General features: G+C 43.1%; 19 protein-coding genes and 1 pseudogene. 10 read left to right on the forward strand and 10 right to left on the reverse strand.

Annotated features, from left to right (window positions below):
• The first annotated feature begins 37 nt into the window (after positions 1-37).
• Both K08M4_RS10665 and asnB read left to right on the forward strand, forming a co-directional pair.
• Positions 38-1,624 carry a cation:proton antiporter family protein gene (locus K08M4_RS10665; protein WP_086049838.1) on the forward strand — a complete coding sequence of 529 codons (1,587 nt, stop codon included), beginning with the start codon at positions 38-40 and terminating at the stop codon, positions 1,622-1,624.
• Positions 1,625-1,858: 234 nt separating this feature from the next.
• A complete protein-coding gene (gene asnB / locus K08M4_RS10670) occupies positions 1,859-3,523 on the forward strand; it encodes an asparagine synthase B (RefSeq protein WP_086049839.1) in 1,665 nt (554 codons plus the stop codon).
• 99 nt (positions 3,524-3,622) lie between these two features.
• On the opposite strand, the gene rfaH is transcribed toward asnB, so the two are convergent.
• The gene (gene rfaH, locus K08M4_RS10675) at positions 3,623-4,129 is read right to left on the reverse strand and encodes a transcription/translation regulatory transformer protein RfaH (protein WP_086049840.1); all 507 of its coding nucleotides are present in this window, start codon (positions 4,127-4,129) and stop codon (positions 3,623-3,625) included.
• A 501-nt stretch (positions 4,130-4,630) separates the two neighbouring features.
• Between rfaH and K08M4_RS10680 the strand changes: the two genes are divergently transcribed.
• Positions 4,631-6,016 (forward strand): peptide MFS transporter, encoded by a 1,386-nt coding sequence (locus K08M4_RS10680; RefSeq protein ID WP_086049841.1) that lies wholly within the window; start codon positions 4,631-4,633, stop codon positions 6,014-6,016.
• 107 nt (positions 6,017-6,123) lie between these two features.
• Here K08M4_RS10680 and hemH read toward each other — a convergent pair whose 3' ends face one another.
• The 3 genes from hemH to htpG form a co-directional block, all read right to left on the reverse strand.
• Positions 6,124-7,086 carry a ferrochelatase gene (gene hemH / locus K08M4_RS10685; protein ID WP_086049842.1) on the reverse strand — a complete coding sequence of 321 codons (963 nt, stop codon included), beginning with the start codon at positions 7,084-7,086 and terminating at the stop codon, positions 6,124-6,126.
• A gap of 279 nt (positions 7,087-7,365) precedes the next feature.
• Positions 7,366-8,010, reverse strand: a complete 645-nt coding sequence (gene adk / locus K08M4_RS10690; protein WP_086049843.1) for an adenylate kinase — start codon at positions 8,008-8,010, stop codon at positions 7,366-7,368.
• Between the two features lie 388 nt (positions 8,011-8,398).
• Positions 8,399-10,303, reverse strand: a complete 1,905-nt coding sequence (htpG, locus tag K08M4_RS10695; protein ID WP_086049844.1) for a molecular chaperone HtpG — start codon at positions 10,301-10,303, stop codon at positions 8,399-8,401.
• Positions 10,304-10,573: 270 nt separating this feature from the next.
• Between htpG and K08M4_RS10700 the strand changes: the two genes are divergently transcribed.
• The 3 genes from K08M4_RS10700 to K08M4_RS10710 all read left to right on the forward strand — a co-directional run bounded on the left by K08M4_RS10700 (position 10,574) and on the right by K08M4_RS10710 (position 12,464).
• Complete coding sequence (locus K08M4_RS10700; protein ID WP_086049845.1) at positions 10,574-11,485, forward strand: transcriptional regulator; 912 nt, start codon at positions 10,574-10,576, stop codon at positions 11,483-11,485.
• A 1-nt stretch (position 11,486) separates the two neighbouring features.
• A complete protein-coding gene (locus K08M4_RS10705) occupies positions 11,487-12,002 on the forward strand; it encodes a regulatory protein ToxS (RefSeq protein ID WP_009847344.1) in 516 nt (171 codons plus the stop codon).
• Between the two features lie 150 nt (positions 12,003-12,152).
• Positions 12,153-12,464, forward strand: a complete 312-nt coding sequence (locus K08M4_RS10710; protein ID WP_198299286.1) for an Rdx family protein — start codon at positions 12,153-12,155, stop codon at positions 12,462-12,464.
• Positions 12,465-12,489: 25 nt separating this feature from the next.
• On the opposite strand, the gene yfcE is transcribed toward K08M4_RS10710, so the two are convergent.
• From yfcE to K08M4_RS10735, 5 genes are read right to left on the reverse strand one after another with little or no spacing between them, the layout of a single operon-like run.
• A complete protein-coding gene (gene yfcE / locus K08M4_RS10715) occupies positions 12,490-13,035 on the reverse strand; it encodes a phosphodiesterase (RefSeq protein ID WP_086049846.1) in 546 nt (181 codons plus the stop codon).
• A gap of 47 nt (positions 13,036-13,082) precedes the next feature.
• Positions 13,083-13,490 carry a CBS domain-containing protein gene (locus K08M4_RS10720; RefSeq protein ID WP_086049847.1) on the reverse strand — a complete coding sequence of 136 codons (408 nt, stop codon included), beginning with the start codon at positions 13,488-13,490 and terminating at the stop codon, positions 13,083-13,085.
• A complete protein-coding gene (locus K08M4_RS10725; RefSeq protein WP_004734245.1) occupies positions 13,487-13,837 on the reverse strand; it encodes a P-II family nitrogen regulator in 351 nt (116 codons plus the stop codon). The genes K08M4_RS10720 and K08M4_RS10725 overlap by 4 nt, the downstream gene beginning before the upstream one ends.
• Entirely contained in the window at positions 13,827-14,621 is a 795-nt protein-coding gene (locus K08M4_RS10730; protein WP_086049848.1) for a DUF1538 domain-containing protein, read from the reverse strand. The genes K08M4_RS10725 and K08M4_RS10730 overlap by 11 nt, the downstream gene beginning before the upstream one ends.
• The gene (locus tag K08M4_RS10735; RefSeq protein ID WP_086049849.1) at positions 14,618-15,340 is read right to left on the reverse strand and encodes a DUF1538 domain-containing protein; all 723 of its coding nucleotides are present in this window, start codon (positions 15,338-15,340) and stop codon (positions 14,618-14,620) included. Before K08M4_RS10735 ends, K08M4_RS10730 begins: the two co-directional genes overlap by 4 nt.
• Positions 15,341-15,640: 300 nt before the next feature.
• Between K08M4_RS10735 and K08M4_RS10740 the strand changes: the two genes are divergently transcribed.
• From K08M4_RS10740 to K08M4_RS10755, 4 genes and pseudogenes are all read left to right on the forward strand, one after another.
• Positions 15,641-16,555: a TIGR01777 family oxidoreductase gene (locus K08M4_RS10740; protein WP_086049850.1), complete on the forward strand. Its 915-nt coding sequence runs from the start codon at positions 15,641-15,643 to the stop codon at positions 16,553-16,555.
• A 43-nt stretch (positions 16,556-16,598) separates the two neighbouring features.
• The gene (locus K08M4_RS10745) at positions 16,599-17,426 is read left to right on the forward strand and encodes an SDR family oxidoreductase (protein WP_086049851.1); all 828 of its coding nucleotides are present in this window, start codon (positions 16,599-16,601) and stop codon (positions 17,424-17,426) included.
• Positions 17,427-17,822: 396 nt separating this feature from the next.
• The gene (locus tag K08M4_RS10750) at positions 17,823-18,677 is read left to right on the forward strand and encodes a co-chaperone YbbN (RefSeq protein ID WP_086049852.1); all 855 of its coding nucleotides are present in this window, start codon (positions 17,823-17,825) and stop codon (positions 18,675-18,677) included.
• Positions 18,678-18,874: 197 nt separating this feature from the next.
• Positions 18,875-19,372 (forward strand): annotated as a pseudogene (locus tag K08M4_RS10755) (SPFH domain-containing protein); the annotation flags it as partial.
• A 1,424-nt stretch (positions 19,373-20,796) separates the two neighbouring features.
• Here K08M4_RS10755 and K08M4_RS10760 read toward each other — a convergent pair.
• Entirely contained in the window at positions 20,797-21,546 is a 750-nt protein-coding gene (locus K08M4_RS10760; protein WP_016767471.1) for a metallophosphoesterase, read from the reverse strand.
• Positions 21,547-21,557 lie beyond the last annotated feature (11 nt).

Here is a 21,557-nt window from a genome sequence, read left to right on the forward strand (position 1 = left end):
CCCGTTTTTTTAAGCTAGGGAACTACTACTACAAGTTATGGAACTTATATTAATATCCACTGCGTTTATCGCAGGATTTATTGCTTTAAAATGCCACCTCCCCCCATTAGTTGGTTTTTTGGTTGCAGGTTTCGGGCTTTATGCCCTTGGCTTTGAAACCAATGACACCATCATTACTTTGGCTGACCTTGGTGTCACCCTTCTCTTATTTACTATTGGCTTAAAGCTGGACATCAAAACCCTACTCTCTAAAGAGATCTGGGCTGGCGCAACAATCCACAATCTTTTATCCACTCTGTTTTTTGCAACCGCTCTATTTGGTTTTAAGTTCCTAGGTATTTCATCTCTGGCAGCCATGTCGATAGAACAGATCGTACTTCTCGGTTTTGCTCTTTCATTCTCGAGTACCGTATTCGCGGTTAAATCACTGCAAGAAAAAGGGGAGATGAATGCGACCTATGGCACACTAGCGATTGGCATTCTGGTCATGCAAGATATCTTTGCTGTCGTATTCTTAACTGCATCGACAGGCAAAATTCCAGAGTGGTACGCCATTGCACTGTTCGCTTTGCCATTCTTTCGTCCGTTGTTCTACAAAATCCTCGATTGGGTTGGGCACGGTGAAATGTTGGTGCTGTTCGGCATCTTCTTCGCGTTAGTTGTTGGTGCTGGCTTGTTCCAGTTTGTAGGCGTTAAACCAGACTTAGGTGCCCTAATCCTAGGTATGTTGTTAGCCGGTCACCCAAAAGCTTCAGAGCTGTCGAAATCGCTGTTTAACCTCAAAGAGCTTTTCCTCGTCTGCTTCTTCTTGAATATTGGCTTGTCAGAACAGCCAACTATTCAGGGTTTTATGCTCGCAGTATTGTTCTTATTGCTACTCCCAGTAAAAGGCGTTCTGTACTTCTTAGTACTCAACCGATTCAAGTTCCGTGTTCGAACCTCCCTACTCACTTCTTTGTCACTGTTTAACTACAGTGAGTTTGGCCTCATCGTCGGTGGCCTTGCTTTTAAGATGGGCTGGATGTCTGGCGACATCTTGGTGGCAGTGGCGATTGCCGTTTCATTGTCGTTCTTAATCGCTGCACCTCTCAACAAAGCGGGTCACAAACTTTATCAACAATCAGGTCGCTGGTTAAAAGAGCACGCTGCTGAGAAGCTTCACCAACGTGACAAACGAATTGACCCGGGTCGCGCACAAGTGCTTATTCTTGGTATGGGACGCATTGGCACTGGTGCCTACGACGAATTACGCTCACGCTACGGCAAAGTGAGTTTAGGTGTCGAAGTTCGTGAAGAAGCAGCACACAACCACAGAAGCCTTGGAAGAAACGTTATTTCTGGCGATGCAACTGACCCGGATTTCTGGGAACGAATCTTAGACACAGCAAATGTAAAACTAGTTATCTTGGCGATGCCTCATCACCAAGGTAATCAAACAGCCTTAGAACAGTTAAAATCACGTGATTTTAAAGGTCAAATCGCAGCTATTGCTGAATACTCCGACCAGCTAGAGACATTGAAAGAGAATGGTGTCGATGCGGCATTCAACATTTACAGTGAAGCTGGGAGTGGTTTTGCTCGACACGTATGTGAGCAATTAAACCCAAATATCAATAAGATCTAGTCTTAAACATTATCGAGTTAACCTCTCAAGATTGCTGTTCTTTTGCACTTTTGAGAGGTTTTTGTTTAAAAAACCAACCGAAACTAGACATCAATCACCAAAACAACCTTAAAATTAGATAATTTCTAACATAAACCCCTTTATATTATTTTTTTGCTCACATTCGGTTGCTTTTTTTAGCCAGAATGGCAAATTGAATGCAGTTGATTTAGAAATTATTTAAAAGGAAGTTCTATGTGTTCAGTATTTGGCATTCTCGACATTAAAAGTGATGCCGCAGCACTTCGCCCTATTGCTTTAGAAATGTCTAAAAAGCTTCGTCACCGTGGTCCAGACTGGTCTGGTATCTATGCTGGTGAAAAAGCAATTCTTGCTCACGAGCGCTTGGCTATCGTTGGTCTGAACAGTGGTGCACAACCACTATACAGCCAAGACAAAAAGCACATTCTTGCAGTGAACGGCGAAATTTATAACCACAAAGAAATTCGCGCTCGCTATGAAGATAAATACCAGTTCCAGACTGATTCTGACTGTGAAGTTATCCTAGCGTTATACCAAGAAATGGGCGCAGACCTTTTAGAAGAGCTTAACGGTATTTTCGCTTTCGTTTTATACGACGAAGAAAAAGATGAATATCTAGTGGGTCGTGACCACATCGGTATCATCCCGCTTTACCAAGGCTACGATGAGCACGGTAACTATTACGTTGCTTCAGAAATGAAAGCATTAGTTCCTGTATGTAAAACCATCAGCGAGTTCCCTCCTGGTAGCTTCTACTCTTCAAAAGATGCAGAGCCTCAACGCTACTACATCCGTGATTGGAACGAATACGCAGCCGTTCAAGGCAACAGCACAAGCAAAGAAGAACTGACTGAAGCACTAGAAGCTGCGGTTAAGCGTCAACTGATGACTGACGTGCCTTACGGTGTACTTCTTTCTGGTGGTCTTGATTCATCAATCACTTCTGCAGTGGCTAAACGTTTCGCAGCAATGCGTATTGAAGATGACGAGCAATCTGAAGCTTGGTGGCCACAACTGCACTCATTTGCTGTTGGTCTAGAAAACGCACCTGATCTGATCGCTGCACGTGAAGTTGCTGACAAGATCGGCACTGTGCACCATGAGATGACTTACACCATTCAGGAAGGCTTAGATGCCATCCGTGATGTTATCTACCACATTGAAACTTATGATGTAACAACCATCCGTGCTTCAACACCGATGTACTTGCTAGCTCGTAAGATCAAAGCAATGGGCATCAAAATGGTATTGTCTGGCGAAGGTGCTGATGAGATCTTTGGTGGTTACCTGTACTTCCATAAAGCGCCAAATGCAAAAGAGTTCCACGAAGAGACAGTACGTAAACTGCTTGCTCTAAGCATGTTCGATTGTGCTCGCGCAAACAAATCATTGGCAGCGTGGGGCGTTGAAGGCCGTGTACCATTCTTGGACAAAGAGTTCATCGACGTCGCTATGCGTCTGAACCCAGAAGACAAGATGTGTGGCAACGGTAAAATGGAGAAACACATCCTACGAGAGTGTTTTGAAGACTACCTGCCAGATTCGATCGCATGGCGCCAAAAAGAGCAGTTCTCTGATGGTGTGGGTTACGACTGGATTGACACATTGAAAGCAACAGCTGAAGAAAAAGTAACGGATCAACAAATGGAAGCTGCTCAGTTCCGTTTCCCTTACAACACACCGACAACCAAAGAAGGTTACGCTTACCGCGAAATCTTTGAAGAGCTATTCCCTCTAAAATCAGCGGCGGAATGTGTACCTGGCGGTCCATCAGTTGCGTGCTCATCAGCAAAAGCGATTGAATGGGATGAATCATTCAAAAACTGTGTAGACCCTTCAGGTCGTGCTGTACAAGCAGTTCATAACGACTCTTACTAAGAAATATCGAATCATAGCGTTTGAATAAATGCTAAAGACTAAAAAAGGCGCATTATGCGCCTTTTTGTTTTAAGCCTGTTTTACTTTTTAGTACTTCACTTATACGTGAGCTTGTAGTGCTTCATTCTCAATACTGATAGGAACCACTTGGCTGATCATTTTTACGAGCATAATGGATCGAGCTTCGCCATCTTTCTGATCGAAAATAGCCTCAACCCCCGCAAACTGGCCACTGTTAATTTTGACAACTTGCCCTGTCTTAAACTCAGTACAGCAATCTTCAACTTCGTGACTGTAGCACTTCTCGAACTCTTTGAGCTCAAAAATCAAATCACCTTGGACTTCATACGGCCTTGCACCGAACTTAATAAAGTCGACAACACCACGGGTTGAACGAACCGTCGTAAAACTAGGGCCTTGCTCATAATCAAAACGAACAAAGATATAAGATGGGAACAGCGGCTCTTGAACCTGCTTCTCTTTCCCTCTCACCACCTTTTTGACTTCTATTTGAGGGTAAAAACACTCTACCCCTTGATTCTCTAAGTGCTGTTGAGCGCGTTTTTGATCACCACGCTTACAGTAAAGCAAATACCAACGTTTCATTTAACTAGCCATTTTATATTTTTAGATATTTTACCACATGCCTAAAACGATTGAATCGCCGTTAATAAATGAGTCCTAATAAGCGTGAGATTACGCGTAACAGACAAACTTACCAACCAAAGTAGTAGGTAGAAAATTTGGTCAGACATTGTACAGGGAACATTAAGAGATCAAAAGACATCGTTGATGTAAGCATATGTATATATCAAATAATAAGAATGGCATTCCCTTAAAGATCATAACGATAGGCTAGGCCAATAGATCTAAACATTTTTATGGGATAGGGTCTTTAAAAAGGTCACTAACCAACCAGGTCAAATATGGAAAATTAGTTTGCAGCACAAGTGAAATGGGCCACATTGAAAGTAAATGCATTTAATATCAACACTTTAGTAAAAATAAGTTATCGTGACCACAAAATGGGTCTATTGCAGACTTTTACTCCACTGTGTATACATGAATAACTATAAAATCTTTTAATACCTAAAATTAGTAAAACTTATGCCAAGCAATCACAACATCTTTGGCCACCCTAGAGGCCTATTTCTACTTTTTAGCACAGAGCTATGGGAACGATTCTCCTACTACGCGATGCGTGCCATCCTTGTTTTATTTTTGACTGACACTACCCTCAACGGTGGACTTGGTTGGTCAACGAAAGACGCACTTGATCTCTACGGTATTTATACTGGCTTAGTCTACATCACGCCATTAATCGGCGGCTGGATTGCCGATAACTACTTAGGGCAACGTAAATCGATCCTAGTTGGCGGTGTATTAATGGCACTCGGCCAATTTACACTGGCTCTACCTAACGGTTTCATCGGTTTAGACCAAGTAAACGCTCTTTACCTTGGTTTAGCGCTGCTAATCAGTGGTAACGGTATGTTTAAGCCAAACATCTCAACCATGGTTGGCGATCTGTACCAAGAAGGCGATAACCGTCGTGATGGTGCTTTCACCATTTTCTACATGGGCATCAACTTAGGTGCATTACTAGGTGGCTTAATTTCAGGCGCTGCAGTCGACTCTTTCGGTTGGAAAGCAGGTTTCTTAGCCGCAGGTATTGGTATGGTTATTAGCTTGATCATGCAAATGACAATGGCTCAGTCTTGGTTAGGCAACATAGGCTCAGTACCTGCAGCTGCACGTGCAAAAGCGCTGAACAAATCTCAAGAGAAAACGCCACTAACAAAAGAAGAGTTCGACCGACTGAAAGTTATTCTGGTTATGGGGCTATTCGTGATTGTTTTCTGGGCGGGCTTTGAACAAGCTGGCGGTCTGATGAATATCTACACTCAGCAATATACTGACCGCATGATTGGTGACTTTGAAGTCCCAGCGGCATGGTTCCAATCTTTAAACCCGTTCTTCATCATTACACTTGCACCAATCATTGCTGCATTTTGGGTTAAGCTTGGTAAACGTGAGCCAAACTCGCCAGTAAAATTTGCTATGGCATTATTCTTCTTAGCCTTAGGCTTTGTGTGCATGATGGGTGCAGTAATGGAGCAAGGCGGCGACTTAGAAGTCAAAACATCAATGCTTTGGTTAGTCGGTGCGTTCTTCTTCCATACCCTAGGTGAGCTTTGTCTATCTCCTATTGGCCTGTCGTTGGTCACTAAGTTAGCTCCGCTTCGTCTAGCATCGTTAATGATGGGTGCATGGTTTGGCTTCAATGCGGTTGCAAACTATGTCGCAGGCCTTGTTGGTTCACACGTTGGTGAGCTTGGGGCAATGTCTATTTTCAGTGGTATTGCGATTACCGCAACGGTGAGTGGCATATTACTGCTTCTTTGCGCAGGTAAACTCGTATCATGGATGCATGGTGTAGAAACCAACATGATGCTTGAAGTAGAGCCAAAAGCAGAAACTTCTGTTGCTTAATATCTAGATCTATTTCAAAAAGAAACATCAAGATCAAAAAGGGCTGCTCAATGAGCAGCCCTTTTGTTTTTTGTCTCATGCGCCTTACGGTTTAGGCTAGATCGTAATTAACGATACTGCGCCACTAACTCTGCCATCATATCGATGTGTGAGTCTCTATCGTTAAGACACATGATGTAGCTAAAGTCCGAACCACCAGCGTCAATGAACGTCTCTTTACACTGGTCAGAAATCTCTTCTAACGTTTCTAAACAATCCACCGAGAATGCAGGCGCCATAATATCGATCTTCTTGATACCTTTGCTCGGCAGTAATTCAAGAGTTTCATCTGTATAAGGCTTCAACCACTCTTCCCGACCAAACCGAGACTGGTATGTCATCGTAATATCGTCTTCTGCTAAGCCCAACTCTGCAGCAAGCAGTTTTGTCGTCGCTTCACAATGCTGAGGATAGATGTCACCTTCATCAGCGAGTCGCTTCGGAATACCGTGGAAAGAACAGACTAGATGATCGGCTCTACCATTTTTGTCCCAGTGGCTACGTACGCTTTCAGCCAATGCTTTTGCGTAACCTGGGTGTGCGTAGTAGTCGCGAATAAAGCGATAACTCGGTATCACCGGCATTTGCTTAAAGGCTTTGGTTAAACCATCAGAAACAGCCGCTGTGGTTGTGCCCGAGTACTGAGGATATAAAGGCAGTACGATGATGTCTTCAACGCCCTGTTCCATCAACTGTTCAACACCTGTCTTAAGACTTGGGTTGCCATAAGTCATACCAAGAGCAACCGGCATGTCGAGTTTTTGTTGTAACTTTTCAACTTGTCGTTGTGAGTAAACAAGCAGTGGTGAGCCCTCATCCATCCAAACTGACTGATACAGCTTAGCGACTTTAGGCGCTCTAATCGGTAAGATCACCCCATGTAAAATAGGACACCAAAGCCAACGCGTTAGGTTTACCACTCGCTTGTCGTGTAAGAATTCACTCAAAAATCGACGAACGCCAGCAGGAGTCGCCGAATCTGGTGTTCCTAAGTTCACCAGTAAAACGCCCTGCTTTTTATTATTTTCCATAGCTACCTGAGACCAATGTGTGATTTTCTGGAAAGTAATATACTAATCTGCATAAGTTTAAGATCATTGCCGCTACCAAATGTTTGAATAATCATTCTTCGCATGAGGCATCACAATATTAACTCTCGACTGCATTTCGTCCTCTTCAAAGCAGAACAACCTTGAATTACGCGCAACCGAATTTATCTAGATTGGTATCGTACTAAAAATTAAAATAAAAAAAAGCGACCTTAAAGGTCGCTTCCAATATATCAAATTCTAAAACTGGCTGTTAGCCAATTATGCTAGTGCTTTCTCAAGTTCTGCACTAACTTCAGCAACTTGCTTAGTACCATCGAACTTAAGGTACTTAGTGTTACCTGCTTCAGCTTCTTTACCGTAGTAAGAGATAAGCGGAGCTGTTTGATCGTGGTATACGCCTAGACGTGCACGAACTGTTTCTTCTTTGTCGTCATCACGTACAACTAGATCTTCGCCAGTGATGTCATCTTTACCTTCTTCTTTAGGTGGGTTGTACACATTGTGGTATGTACGACCAGAAGGAAGGTGAGCACGACGACCAGCCATACGCTCAACAATCACATCGTCAGCTACGTCGAATTCAACAACGTAGTCTACTGCGATGCCCATTTCTTTTAGGCCATCAGCTTGAGGGATTGTGCGTGGGAAACCGTCTAGTAGGAAACCTTTCTCACAGTCATCTTGAGCGATACGCTCTTTGATAAGACCAAGGATAATTTCATCAGAAACTAGCTGACCCGCGTCGATTACTGATTTTGCTTGCTTACCAAGCTCAGTACCCGCTTTGATAGCAGCACGTAGCATGTCACCAGTTGAAATTTGAGGGATACCAAATTTGTTCATGATGAAGTTAGCTTGAGTACCTTTACCCGCGCCAGGAGCACCTAGAAGAATGATGCGCATGTTTAATCCTCTTATAAAAATTATGATTTATACCGAAGCTCACTATCCCGCCTTTCTGGTTTAATTTAGGTCAAACAAGAGAGGTTAGGTAACAACTGAGGCTAAGCACAACTGTAAACAGAAGCAAAACGGTAAGTTTCGGTATAACGTTTAAAAATCATACAACTGGAGACGATAGGTTCATAGTACCAGCTGATTAGGTCGAGCATTCTATCACATTAATATTCAATTTTGCTTAAATTAAGACTAAAGAATGTATCGACAGCGTTTGCGCTTGTCTTGTTAGCGACTTTAGCTGCATTTCGATGAAGTTAAGCGACGTTCATAAAAAAAGCCCGCATTAGCGAGCTTTTAAGTATGATTATGAGCTTAGCCCAAAGTCGAACTACTAACGTTTTGTCAGTAGTTCGTTGATTGCACCTAAGAATTGTGATGGATCTTCCATTGAGCCTTTTTCAGCTAGCATAGCTTGGCCAAGGAGTAACTCAACCCAACGGCCGAACGCTTGCTCATCCGCTTCATCAGCCATCTGTTTCACAAGTGCGTGCTCAGGGTTAATCTCAAAGATGTACTTAACTTCCGGTGCGGCTTGACCCGCAGCTTCAAGAAGCTTAGCCATTTGCGTACCCATTTCGAAGTCGTCAGTCACAACAACCGCAGGCGTTGCGGCTAGCTTGAAGGTTGTACGAACTTCTTTAACACGACCACCTAGGTAAGATTGAGTACGCTCAACAACAGATTTAAACTCTTCTTCTGTCTCTTTTTGCTTCTCTTTCTCTTCTTCACCTTCAAACTTGCTTAGGTCTAAGCCTGCTTTAGTGATCGATTGGAACTGCTTACCATCAAAATCAGTCAGGTAGTTCATTACGTACTCATCAATACGATCGTACATTAGAACGACTTCAATACCTTTCGCTTTGAACTGCTCCAAGTGTGGGCTGTTCTTAGCAGCAGCGTAGCTATCTGCTGTTAGGTAGTAAATCTTGTCTTGGCCTTCTTTCATGCGTTCAACGTAAGATGCTAGGCTGATGGTTTGATCAGCAGAATCCACTTCCGTTGACGAGAAACGAAGTAGACCAGCGATCTTCTCTTTGTTCGCCATGTCTTCAGCAGGGCCTTCTTTCAAGACTAGGCCGAACTCTTTCCAAAACTCTAGGTATTTATCATTGTCATTCTTCGCCATGCGCTCAAGCATAGTCAGTACACGCTTAGTACACGCGCCACGAAGAGACTGGGTTACCTTGTTATCTTGCAGAATTTCACGAGACACGTTCAGTGGCAGATCGTTTGAATCAATCAAGCCGCGAACGAAACGCATGTAAGATGGCATGAACTGCTCTGCGTCATCCATAATGAACACGCGTTGCACGTAAAGTTTTAGTCCGCTCTTGTGGTCACGGTTCATCATGTCCCAAGGTGCTTTTGCAGGAATGTAAAGCAGGCTTGTGTAATCGTTCTTACCTTCAACTTTGTTGTGGCTCCAGGTTAGTGGATCAGCAAAGTCGTGAGATACGTGCTTGTAAAACTCTTGGTACTCTTCTTTCTCGATATCAGATTTATTACGAGTCCAAAGCGCTTGAGCTTTGTTAATCTGTTCCCAATGCTTCTCTTCGGTGTCTTTACCTTCGTCATCTTTCACAGCTGTAAAGATAGAAACAGGAATGCCGATGTGATCAGAATATTTACCAATCACTTCACGTAGACGCCACTCATTTAGGAATTCTTTACCGTCTTCGCGCATGTGGAGAATGATGTCAGTACCACGAGATTCTTTCGTGATATCTTCAATGGTGTAATCGCCTTCGCCAGCAGAATGCCATTGCACAGCTTGATCATTAGCAAGTCCAGCCGCTCGTGTACGAACAGTCACTGCGTCTGCAACGATAAATGCAGAATAGAAACCCACACCAAATTGACCAATCAATTGAGAGTCTTTGCTTTGGTCTTCAGACAGCTTTGAGAAAAAGTCTGCAGTACCCGATTTAGCAATCGTACCTAAATGCTCAATAACGTTGTCACGGCTCATGCCGATGCCGTTATCAGAGATCGTTAAAGTATTCGCTTCAGCATTGAACGAAAGTTTTACACCTAAATCAGCGTCACCTTGGTAAAGGTCACCATTTGATAGCGCTTGAAAACGAAGCTTATCAGCCGCATCAGATGCGTTAGAGATCAGCTCACGTAGAAAGATTTCTTTATTTGAATACAGTGAGTGAATCATTAGATGAAGTAGTTGTTTTACTTCAGATTGAAAGCCACGAGTCTCTTTATTTTGCGTTGCCGTTTCGCTCATTTTTACTCCAAAACATCTATACTTTATGTTGAATAACCACAGGGGCGTTACACATTATGCCACTCTTATGTTCATTAACATGAGGATGACAAATGTAAATTCAAGGTCAAAAAGCATAAAAACACTGTTTTTTTGATCTGTTTTTATTATCCTTGAGTGTTATAAATATAAAAGAACATAAAAGAAGTCATGATTTGGTGAAGAATTAGCAGAACTTCACCTGAGATTTGTCTATTTCGCACCCCAAGTCATCCAAAATAGAAGAGTTCAATGAGCAATATCGGCACAAAGTTTATTCTCGCACAGCGGTTCGTATTCGACCCAAATAGCAACTCACTTGTTGATCAGATGAGCGACGGTGAAGTCGTGCGCTTAGGCAGCAACGAAAGCCGCATTCTCCTTATGCTGTCAGAAAGACCCAATGAAGTTATCACTCGTAACGAATTGCACGAATATGTTTGGCGAGACCAAGGCTTTGAGGTGGATGACTCCAGCTTAACGCAAGCAGTATCGACCCTGAGAAAGATGCTCAAGGACTCGACCAAATCTCCAGAATTCGTAAAAACTGTACCAAAGCGCGGTTACCAATTTATAGCGACGGTTGAACGTTCAGCACCACTGTCATCAAATGATCAGCCAGTAACAGGTGAAATTTCAGAAAGTGACGTAGAGCCGATCTTAACGTTTGCGAATACCACTTTAGCTGAAGAAACCATCACTGAAACTATTGATCCAGAGCCAACTGCAAAGGCTCAAGAAAATCATGTCGGAGTCGAGCCAGTAACCAATCAGGTTAAACCTAAAGATGAAAGTTCGAATAAATGGTTAACGTTCGGAATGTTGCTTGTCGCTTTCCTCATGCCAATTCTCATTTTAACGTTAAAGAGCCCAGCTGAGTCCGAGTTCCGAACATTGGCTGACGTTGATGGTGTCAAAGTTCAAACACCAATTAACCACCCAACTCTCACAAGTTGGTTGCCAGCGATAGAGAAATGTGTATTGCGTTACAACACCAGCCACACTGGCATGCTAAAGCCGGCTGAGGTGATTGCAACAGGCGGACAAGGTAACAATCTAGCTCTAAACTATATTCACCTTCAAGATTACTCGAGCGAGAATGTAACTCTAAGAATTTACGCAAACCAGTCGGATGTACACGACATTTGTAACGGTGGTCAGTAACATGAAATTAAAATTATCCATTATTTTACTGGTTATCTCTGCTTTCTTGAGCGGCTGGTTATACTGGGGCAGCGATGCAAAGATAGAACGCTTGCTTACGCAACACGAATGGCAATCGAAAATGGTGACTCTGATTAGCGATATCAAGCAAGAGGATTCAATCGGGCCACTGCGTAAGGTTGAGCTATCATCGAATGCGAAGTATTTGCCAAACGGTACGTATCTGAGAATGGCTGTAGTTAAACTGTATGGCACTCAGACTGCACCCGCAAACGTCATCAATATTTCCGAAACCGGTCAGTGGGATATTAACGATAATTACTTACTGATTTCACCAACGGAGTTTAAAGATGTCACTTCTGCTGAGCGACAAGACTTTTCAGAGGAGCAACTCGAGCTGATCACTCAAGTGATTAAAATGGATGCAGAACAAAGCCGACGCATTGATATTATTAATCAGAAAGCACTGCTGCTCACTAGCCTAAATCATGGTTCTACGGTGTTATTCTCAAACTAATACTGTCTCAAACTACAATCAGATTAAGCTAAAACTCAACAGTGATTTACTGTATATCATTAAACGATATACCAATAGAAAGGGGCATGATGCCCCTTTTTTATTAACTGTTGACATCAAACTACTGTTTTAGAATTTTTAGGGGTATCTATGAATACAGAACCAAGCTCGATAAGTGCATCAATCACCAAGGCAACCATCGCTATACACTATTGTCGTCAATGCAATTGGATGCTTCGTTCTAGTTGGTTATGCCAAGAGTTACTGCATACTTTCAGTGAAGAGATAGAGCAAGTGAGTTTACACCCAGATACCGGAGGCCGATTTGAGGTTTTTTGTAATGGAATACAGATTTGGGAAAGAAAAGCGGACGGCGGCTTTCCTGAGGCTAAAGTTCTGAAGCAAAGAGTACGAAACATCATTGCTCCAGACAGAGACCTCGGCCACGTAGACTCAAAATAAGCCTTCTCACGGCCGAACCAATGATTTAAAGCTGGCCACTCACGAGAACATCACCTTCAAGACTAATAACTTTGAAGGTATTGTGTTCATAGATGCCATAACTCGCCGCGTGTCCCTCTCGTGGGAATGTCACCGAGCTAGGATTAAAGATGAATATGTCATCTTGGTATTCAGCGACAGGAATATGGGTATGACCATGTGCAATAATATCACCCGTCTTCAGCGCAGGGCGCTTATTGGTATTATACAAATGACCATGCGTTAGGAAGATACGCTGACCTGATTCTAATAGTACCCACGAGTAATCCATCATCATTGGAAAAGACAACAGCACCTGATCCACTTCACTATCGCAGTTGCCGCGAACGGCAATGATCTCTTGAGAAAACGCATTCAACTTCTCTGCAACCGCTGGCGGGTTGTATCCTTCTGGAATTGGGTTTCTTGGCCCGTGATTCAGAATGTCACCCAATAACACTAAATATTGCGCACCAGATGCTTGGTATAGCTCTAATACTTTTTCTGTTGCTGGCAGCGAACCGTGCAGGTCTGAAGCAAAAAATAATTTCACACGTACTTCTCCATAAAATTTATGAGCCTATTGTACGTATCTAACGGCTACACGTCATCTCTCGCCATACCGTTGATCACGATATTATTGTAACTAACCATACCGACTATTTTATGGTCACTGACCACAGGAGCCCGGCTGATACCAAAACGTTCAAACAAGCGAGCACAATACTTTACGTTCATATCAGCAGATACACTCAAAGCCGGTTTAGTCATAATTTCATAAACGTTGGTTCGCTTGGGAGAACGATTTTTAGCTAATACTTTTTTGGCAATGTCATTCATCAGCACGATGCCATACTCATCATCCTCGTGGCGTTTATCAACAATGATGGCTTTTACTTTGTGCTTTTTCGCCATCTCTATCGCTTCCAACACCGTGGTTAGCCCATCGATAATCACATACGTATTGGCCATTACATCGGCCACACGGATCTTTTCACTGGTACTCATAGCTCGTCCTCCACAACCTTTGTTAACGTCTCGACTTGATGCGCAACGCCTACAGCATCTTCGACATCGATTTGCACTGCTATCCCTTGCCCTGACTCTTGGTCGAACTCCCCCACTTCACTAATTCTTTCGAGAATATGCCTTGCTAGATGCTCCTCGACGACAAACAGCAGCACGTCTTTTTGCACCTCTAACGTTAAACCAAAGAAGGTGCGTTTTTGGTTTAAACCCTGCCCTCTGGCGTTGTTAATCACGGTTGCCCCTGTTGCGCCGGCGTCACGCGCGGCATCGAGCACGATATCGGTCTTGCTCTCTTCTACAAACGCTAAGATCAATTTAAAGCGCATCTTTGCTCTCCTTGGAGGATTGTGATCGGTTTAGCCACTGCGTTATTTGGGCATACCCCATCACGGATATAATTGGAAATAAGCTCGCGAAAGCAATCAACCCAAAGCCATCGATCACCGGGTTTCTTCCAGGCACCGTTGACGCGAGCCCCAACCCAAGTGCCGTCACTAAAGGAACCGTTACCGTTGAGGTCGTCACACCGCCGGAATCGTAAGCTAATGGAATAATCAATTTGGGTGCATAGAAGGTTTGAATCACCACAATGACATAGCCAAAAATGATGTAGTAATGAATAGGGTCGCCAGCCACGATGCGATAACTCCCTAGTGATATGCCAATCGCTACGCCTAATGCCACGGAGATCCTCAACCCATTAACGCTGATACTGCCACCAGAGACTTGATTGGCCTTGATCGCTACCGCAATCAACGAGGGCTCGGCTATCGTGGTACTGAAACCAATACAAAACGCGAAAAGGTAAACCCAGTAATAATCAAACCAAACTAAGGTAAGGCCTGAACTGATCTTAAATTCAGTCAGAAAACTTGGCTCGGTCAATTGCATTGCCATTGTCTCCCCCAAAGGAAACAACGCGAGCTCTAACCCCATCAAAAAGAGCGATAAGCCAAGAATGACGTAAAAGAAACCTACCAACACTTTGGCTAGGTTATTAACTGGCTTACGCAGCACCGCTAATTGAAAACCAAAGATGATCACCGCAATCGGAATCACATCCGTCACAGTGCCTAAAAAAGTATTGAGAAATTGCTGAGCACTGATCATGTCACCACCATCACAAACATCATCGGCAGAAGTGAAGCAAAGGCGATCAATCCAAAGCCATCAATCATCGGGTTTCGCCCTTTAATCGCCGAGGCTAAACCTACGCCTAATGCGGTCACTAACGGAACGGTGATCGTCGATGTTGTAACGCCGCCAGAGTCGTACGCAATCCCAATAATGTTTTCCGGGGCAAATGCCGTGAGCACCACCACTCCAATATAACCACCGATGATCATGTACTGAATTGGCCAACCTTTTAAGATCCGAAGCACACCAAGTAAAATAGCGATACCGACCGACAGTGCCACCGTGAAACGCAGGCCATTCGCGTAGTGCTCCATCTCCTCTAACGAGTTAGGAATAACACCGCCCTCAGCCGCTACTTCTGCCGCTTCAGCAGCGACGGCTGTCAAAGCAGGTTCCGCGATAGTGGTGCCAAACCCCAAACAAAAGGCAAAGGTTAGTAACCAGAACACACTCCCCTTGCGGGCGAATGCTTGAGCCATCGATTCTCCGATTGGAAATAGACCCATTTCAAGGCCAAATATAAAGAAAGTCAGCCCAAAGACCACCAGTACTAAGCCAGTGAGAATAGACAAAAGATGAGGGAGTGGCTCTTGCAGAACAGCAAGCTGGAAGAAAGCGATCACCGCCACGATCGGCAATAAATCTCTTAGGCTGCCTAACATGGCTCGAAACAAAGCAAGCACTGCCGTCATCGCAACTCCTAGTCGTCGAAATTGTGTCTGATTATGAATTACTAATAATCATGGCAAATCCTTATCTTTCCTTATGTGACAAATATTACGCAGTTGGTAACATACCGGAGTAAAATGCATAAGTGTGATAGAGGTATACATACGAGCACGGTGAATTTAATTTCATTCTTTCGTAAATTGATACGCCGTTAGTTAGGCATCACACGATTGAAACCAACTGATCGTTATAGTGATTATTTCGTATTGATTGGCGATTAAAAACAAGCCATGTCTATAATTATGTTTAACAGGGAGATTGGTATGAAGATATTGTTAACAGGTGGTACGGGATTTATTGGCTCTGAACTGGTCAAGAGTTGGAACACTGACGACGTAACATTGCTGACGCGGAGTCCTGAAAAAGCAAAGCAAAACCTAAATCACCTCAACCAAAACAACCTTCATTACATTCTATCTCTTGATGAACTGAGCGACCTCAATGACTTCGATGTTGTGGTTAACCTTGCAGGCGAGCCTATTGCCGACAAGCGCTGGAGCGCAGAGCAAAAGGAAAGGATATGTAATAGCCGTTGGCACATCACCGAAAAACTGGTCGAGTTAGTTCATGCCAGTAGCAACCCGCCAAAAGCTTTTATTAGCGGTTCAGCCGTGGGTTACTATGGCGATCAACAGCAACACCCGTTTGACGAATCACTACAAGTAGAAGATGAAAGCTTTCCTCACAAAGTTTGCGCTCATTGGGAAGAGATAGCCAAGAGAGCACAATCCAGCAATACACGAGTGATACTACTACGAACAGGGATTGTACTCGGCGAAAATGGCGGTGCGCTAAAGAAGATGCTAATGCCCTACAAGCTAGGAGTAGGCGGACCACTAGGCTCAGGCGAGCAATACATGCCTTGGATTCACATGCTGGATATGGTGAGAGCCATCAACCACTTATTGTCGATGCCTCACGCTCAAGGGGAATTCAACATGTGTGCTCCGCATCCTGTCACCAACAAACTATTCAGCAGCACGTTAGCTAAACAATTAGGCCGACCGCATTTCTTATTCACGCCGAAATGGGCAATGTCTCTTCTGATGGGTGAATCATCTTGTTTGCTATTTGACAGCATTCGCTCCAAGCCGAAGAAACTCACTGAGATGGGCTTCAACTTTAGTTATTCAAGAATCGAGCCGGCACTAAAAAATTTGTTACAACATCAAGACTAATTCTTTACCCTAGAGCGATAGAAACTCTATTAAAGGATTAAGCGTGAACAAGTCGATTCTAATTACTGGTTGCTCAACGGGTATTGGCTATACATGTGCTCATGCACTTCAAAAGCGCGGCTTTCATGTCATTGCATCTTGCCGTGATCCACAAGATGTTCAACGCCTTCAAGATGAAGGGCTCACCAGTATTCAATTAGATCTTTCCAACCAAGAAAGCATCGAGAATGCTGCCAAGCTTGCGATTGAACTCTCACCTAACGGGTTATATGGACTGTTTAACAACGGTGCTTACGGTCAAGCAGGTGCGCTGGAAGACTTACCGACTCAAGGGCTCAGAGAGCAATTCGAAACCAACTTCTTTGGTTGGCACCACCTTGTTTGTCAGATCCTTCCGCACATGCGTGAACGCGGTGAAGGCCGAATAGTACAAAACAGTTCCGTATTAGGTTTTGCCGCAATGAAATATCGTGGCGCTTATAATGCGTCAAAGTTCGCGATTGAAGGCTGGACGGATACCTTGCGTTTAGAGCTGCATGGCAGCGGTATACACATCTCGTTACTGCAACCTGGGCCAATTGAGACTCAATTTAGAACCAATGCCCTGAAAGCATTCAATAAATGGATTGTCATCTCTGGTAGCGCTCATAAAACAGCTTATCAACAACAAAAAGACCGACTTGAAAAGGAGTCATCGAACAACGCTTTTGTTCTTCCGCCTGAAAGTTGTGTTGAGCCGGTATTCCATGCTCTCACAGCCGACAAACCCAAACTAAGATACCGTGTGACTACCCCAACTAAAGTGTTCGCGGTATTGAAAAGGATTCTACCAAGTCGCTTGCTAGACCCTATTTTGAGAAAAGCGGCATAAATTACTAACTTTGAATGCAGAGTCGCAAACTTTAATGTAACGATGTAATTTTTCCGTAACAATAAGATGTCATGATTATCCTATCTCATCAATTATTTCCAATTGATGAATTTAATCTGGATATTTCATGACTTTAAACCGCCTTAATTGGGTAGGTGTGAGTTTGGCTATTACGTTGTTTATTCTGTTTTGAATATCTTAAGTAATACCTCACAGACCACCTCAATGAGAACGCTGTGTCTTCCGTGTTGAGATAACAACTCTATCAACATCGAAGCATGGCGTTTTTCTATTTTTGGCGCTTTTTATCTGAGATAACCGAGTTAGATCTTGAAGTTACCGACTTCTCACCCCATATTTGCAACGTATCCACAAAACAAACCTCAAGGAACGTAAATGCAATCTCCGCATATTGTTGAACTTAATGAGCAGAACTTTCGTCAAGTATTAGAAGGTTCGATGCAGACCCCTGTACTCATCCATTTTTGGGCACCAATGAGCCAAGAGAGCGCCCAAGTCATTCCAGAACTCCAAACATTAACTCAGCAATACAACGGCGCCTTCACGTTAGCTCTGTTAAATTGCGAGCAAGAACAAGCTATTGCTAGTCAGTTTGGTGTTCAAGCATTACCGACTATTGCATTGTTTGTTAACGGTCAACCTGTCGACGGCCTAGGCGGCCCTCAAAGCTTAGAAGCGATTATAGAGATGCTAAGCAAACACCTTCCAAGTCAAGATGAGCTCGCATTGCGTCAAGCGCTTGAACAAATGCAGGCTGGCGATCACACCCAAGCCTTAGCTGCAATGCAGCAACTTCCAGTAGAGCTCACGAGCAAAGGTGAAGTAAAACTGGCGATCGCAGAGTGTTTGTTAGAAACGCAACAATTTGATCTTGCAGAAGAACAGTTAAAAACGATCCCTCTTGAATACCAAGACAACTACTACAAAGGCTTAGTCGCGAAACTTGAACTTCACAAACAAGCAGCGGATAGCCCTGAAATACAGGCATTAGAAACCGCTCTGCAGCAAGACCCGAATGATGCTAAGACTGCCTCTGAGTTAGCATTACAATATCACCAAGTGAACCGCAACGAAGAAGCGATGGAGCTGTTGTGGTCTTTCCTAGCAAAAGATCTAAATGCTTGCGATGGCGATATGAAAAAAGAGTTCATGGACATCTTAAGTGCGCTTGGGCAAGGAAACCCAGTTGCCAGTAAGTACCGTCGACAACTGTACTCTCTGCTTTACTAACAAAACCCTTAAATCGTTAGATTAAACATCGAAAACTGACAATTCAATCAATTAGTTTATCGAATGAAACAATATAAAATGGGCCATAAAATCAATATTTTATGGCCCATTTCTCGTTTATAAATTTGCTCAGAATTTAAATATGAGCCAGTATCAATAGTGAACTATCAAAAACTTAAACTTACAAAGGATTTTGTATGGCTATTGATACATTGATTACTATTGGCGTCTTTACTGTCGTCGCACTACTGTTCATTTTCGCTGGTGTCAAAACCGTTCCACAGGGCAATAACTGGACCGTAGAACGTTTTGGCCGCTATACACAGACACTCAAACCAGGCCTAAACCTGATCATTCCATTTATCGATAAAGTCGGACAACGCATCAGTATGATGGAACGAGTTCTCGATATCCCAGCTCAAGAAGTCATCTCCAAAGATAATGCTAATGTCATGATTGATGCTGTCTGCTTCGTACAAGTTATCGATGCACCGAAAGCGGCTTATGAAGTAAATGACCTTGAACATGCAATTCGTAATTTAACCCTCACCAATATTCGTACCGTACTTGGGTCTATGGAGTTGGATGAAATGCTTAGTCAGCGTGACATGATTAACACTAAATTATTGAATATCGTTGATGAGGCCACAAATCCTTGGGGTGTAAAAGTTACTCGTATCGAAGCATCATCAGTATGAGATAAGATTGACACCCCTCAATTGACAGCTAAAAACCAGCAAAATCAAAGACTCCAGCCTGATCTTCTCCCTTAAACCAAGCCAGACCGATTGACAAAGCAAAGTGTCTCTAAAATTGACAAAAATCGGGGGTAAATGTGTCAATAATTGCCCATTTACAAGCTGTAAATGTCCGTGGACAATAAAAGTTTGATCATATTTGAGGCATATTGCTATCAACAAAAAGGTAAAAATGACAATCAAGATTGATCACACAAAAAATTGATCAATTTCAAAAACATTTTGGGGCAAAATTTCTCAATGCCTTTGCTAATTTAGCAAGCTATGAATAATCACAGGTATTGCAAAGTGAGTTTGAAGATCTGATGCGATCAGTAAAATCGCACTAACAAAAAGGAATTATTTAGGTGCGTACTAAGTGCGGTTACGTTAAATTTAGCGCCAACAAACACTATTAACCAAAATACCAATTATCATAAAAAGCCCCATCTTTGTTCCCTTGTTGTAAAAAATGGATCCCTTTGAGAGCCTTTCTTGTGTCTAAGTCGGAGTTTACACTAGGTACAGCTACGTGAGTCTTGGTGTGCACCGCTGTGCAGCAGTACACGCCGCCCAGAAGAATTTAATAGAGATTTTATGCGCGGTAAAAATCAGACTATAGATCGGTCATGAAACTTACATCGATGTAAAAAGTGGAGTCAAAGCCAAACAAAACGAGTGATACTCATCCTCCTATAGATCGGCCATGGGGTTTACTGCGATATCAATTCACCGCGAACCCTTGCGTAACAAAGGCTCTAAGCATCAGCCCATAGATTGGCTTTGAATTTACATCGATGTAAAAAGCGGAGTCAAAGCCAAACAAAACGAGTGATACTCATCCTCCTATAGATCGGCCATGGGGTTTACTGCGATATCAATTCACCGCGAACCCTTGCGTAACAAAGGCTCTAAGCATCAGCCCATAGATTGGCTTTGAATTTACATCGATGTAAAAAGCGGAGTCAAAGCCAAACAAAACGAGTGATACTCATCCTCCTATAGATCGGCCATGGGGTTTACTGCGATATCAATTCACCGAGAACCCTTACGTGACAAGGGCTCTAATCATCAGCCCATAGATTGGCTTTGAATTTACATCGATGTAAAAAGTGGAGCCAAAGCCAAACAAAACGAGTGATACTCATCCTCCTATAGATCGGCCATGGGGTTTACTGCGATATCAACTCACCGAGAACCCTTACGTGACAAGGGCTATAAGCATCAGCCCATAGATCGGCCATGAAACTTACATCGCAGAAATAATGCTCGTTGAGTATTGGTGTGCATCGGTGTGCAGCAGTGCACACCACCTTCGAAGAACTGAACATCAGATTCAATGTTTACAAACGATAACGAGAATCCGACTAACGCACACATTATTAGGAAATTAAAATTTTTTTTGATGGATCAAAGCTCGAAACTTCTTCATAACCAACGTATCCACGCTGGTTTGTATGAAATTTAATATTGAAATCAGAGAATTCCATACAATCATGGTTGTGTCCGTAGAACCAGACTGCAATTTTGTCAGCAAGATTTGAAAATTCATCACATTGGGATGCAAATGCAGGACCAAGTGGGCTACCCAAGTATTCAAGTTGTATTCCTTCTCTAGATGGAAGGTGATGGGTAACGACAACATTGATATCCTCTTTGGCTTTACTTATTGATTCATAGAGGAAGCGTCTAGATATCTGGTGAATTTCTCTCGCATCCAATGGTGAAAATGGCTTTCCATGATATTGAATTTTTCGATAGTCATTCAAGCCTGAACGAGCTAATTTCATCGACTTTTTAGGGGTCTCATAAAGTTCGAAATCGCTCCACAAAGTACAGCCATGGAATCTCACACCATTGATTACAACGCTATCATTTTCAAGAAAATATACGTTGGAATAACGTTCAGCTCTGCTCCTACATTCTTCTATCAATAGCTCTAGCGATGGAGCACCATAGGCCTCATGATTACCTAGAACATACACAACAGGCACATTAAATTGTGCAGCCCAATCAATTCCTTTGGTACCGAGGTGGATGTCTCCACTAAGTACGACGACATCTGCGTCAGTTTGCGGGCACTCCATTGGACCAAATTCCAAATGAAGGTCAGAGAGATGGCAGATTTCCATAAATATCTACT

Source organism: Vibrio syngnathi, assembly GCF_002119525.1.
Classification (GTDB): Bacteria; Pseudomonadota; Gammaproteobacteria; order Enterobacterales; family Vibrionaceae; genus Vibrio; species Vibrio syngnathi.

Bases quoted from the DNA above. Each gene is read 5' to 3' on its own strand.
- K08M4_RS10665 (WP_086049838.1), top strand. From the start codon at position 38: ATGGAACTTATATTAATATCCACTGCGTTTATCGCAGGATTTATTGCT.
- asnB (WP_086049839.1), top strand. From the start codon at position 1,859: ATGTGTTCAGTATTTGGCATTCTCGACATTAAAAGTGATGCCGCAGCA.
- rfaH (WP_086049840.1), bottom strand. From the start codon at position 4,129: ATGAAACGTTGGTATTTGCTTTACTGTAAGCGTGGTGATCAAAAACGC.
- K08M4_RS10680 (WP_086049841.1), top strand. From the start codon at position 4,631: ATGCCAAGCAATCACAACATCTTTGGCCACCCTAGAGGCCTATTTCTA.
- hemH (WP_086049842.1), bottom strand. From the start codon at position 7,086: ATGGAAAATAATAAAAAGCAGGGCGTTTTACTGGTGAACTTAGGAACA.
- adk (WP_086049843.1), bottom strand. From the start codon at position 8,010: ATGCGCATCATTCTTCTAGGTGCTCCTGGCGCGGGTAAAGGTACTCAA.
- htpG (WP_086049844.1), bottom strand. From the start codon at position 10,303: ATGAGCGAAACGGCAACGCAAAATAAAGAGACTCGTGGCTTTCAATCT.
- K08M4_RS10700 (WP_086049845.1), top strand. From the start codon at position 10,574: ATGAGCAATATCGGCACAAAGTTTATTCTCGCACAGCGGTTCGTATTC.
- K08M4_RS10705 (WP_009847344.1), top strand. From the start codon at position 11,487: ATGAAATTAAAATTATCCATTATTTTACTGGTTATCTCTGCTTTCTTG.
- K08M4_RS10710 (WP_198299286.1), top strand. From the start codon at position 12,153: ATGAATACAGAACCAAGCTCGATAAGTGCATCAATCACCAAGGCAACC.
- K08M4_RS10720 (WP_086049847.1), bottom strand. From the start codon at position 13,490: ATGAGTACCAGTGAAAAGATCCGTGTGGCCGATGTAATGGCCAATACG.
- K08M4_RS10725 (WP_004734245.1), bottom strand. From the start codon at position 13,837: ATGCGCTTTAAATTGATCTTAGCGTTTGTAGAAGAGAGCAAGACCGAT.
- K08M4_RS10730 (WP_086049848.1), bottom strand. From the start codon at position 14,621: ATGATCAGTGCTCAGCAATTTCTCAATACTTTTTTAGGCACTGTGACG.
- K08M4_RS10735 (WP_086049849.1), bottom strand. From the start codon at position 15,340: ATGACGGCAGTGCTTGCTTTGTTTCGAGCCATGTTAGGCAGCCTAAGA.
- K08M4_RS10740 (WP_086049850.1), top strand. From the start codon at position 15,641: ATGAAGATATTGTTAACAGGTGGTACGGGATTTATTGGCTCTGAACTG.
- K08M4_RS10750 (WP_086049852.1), top strand. From the start codon at position 17,823: ATGCAATCTCCGCATATTGTTGAACTTAATGAGCAGAACTTTCGTCAA.
- K08M4_RS10760 (WP_016767471.1), bottom strand. From the start codon at position 21,546: ATGGAAATCTGCCATCTCTCTGACCTTCATTTGGAATTTGGTCCAATG.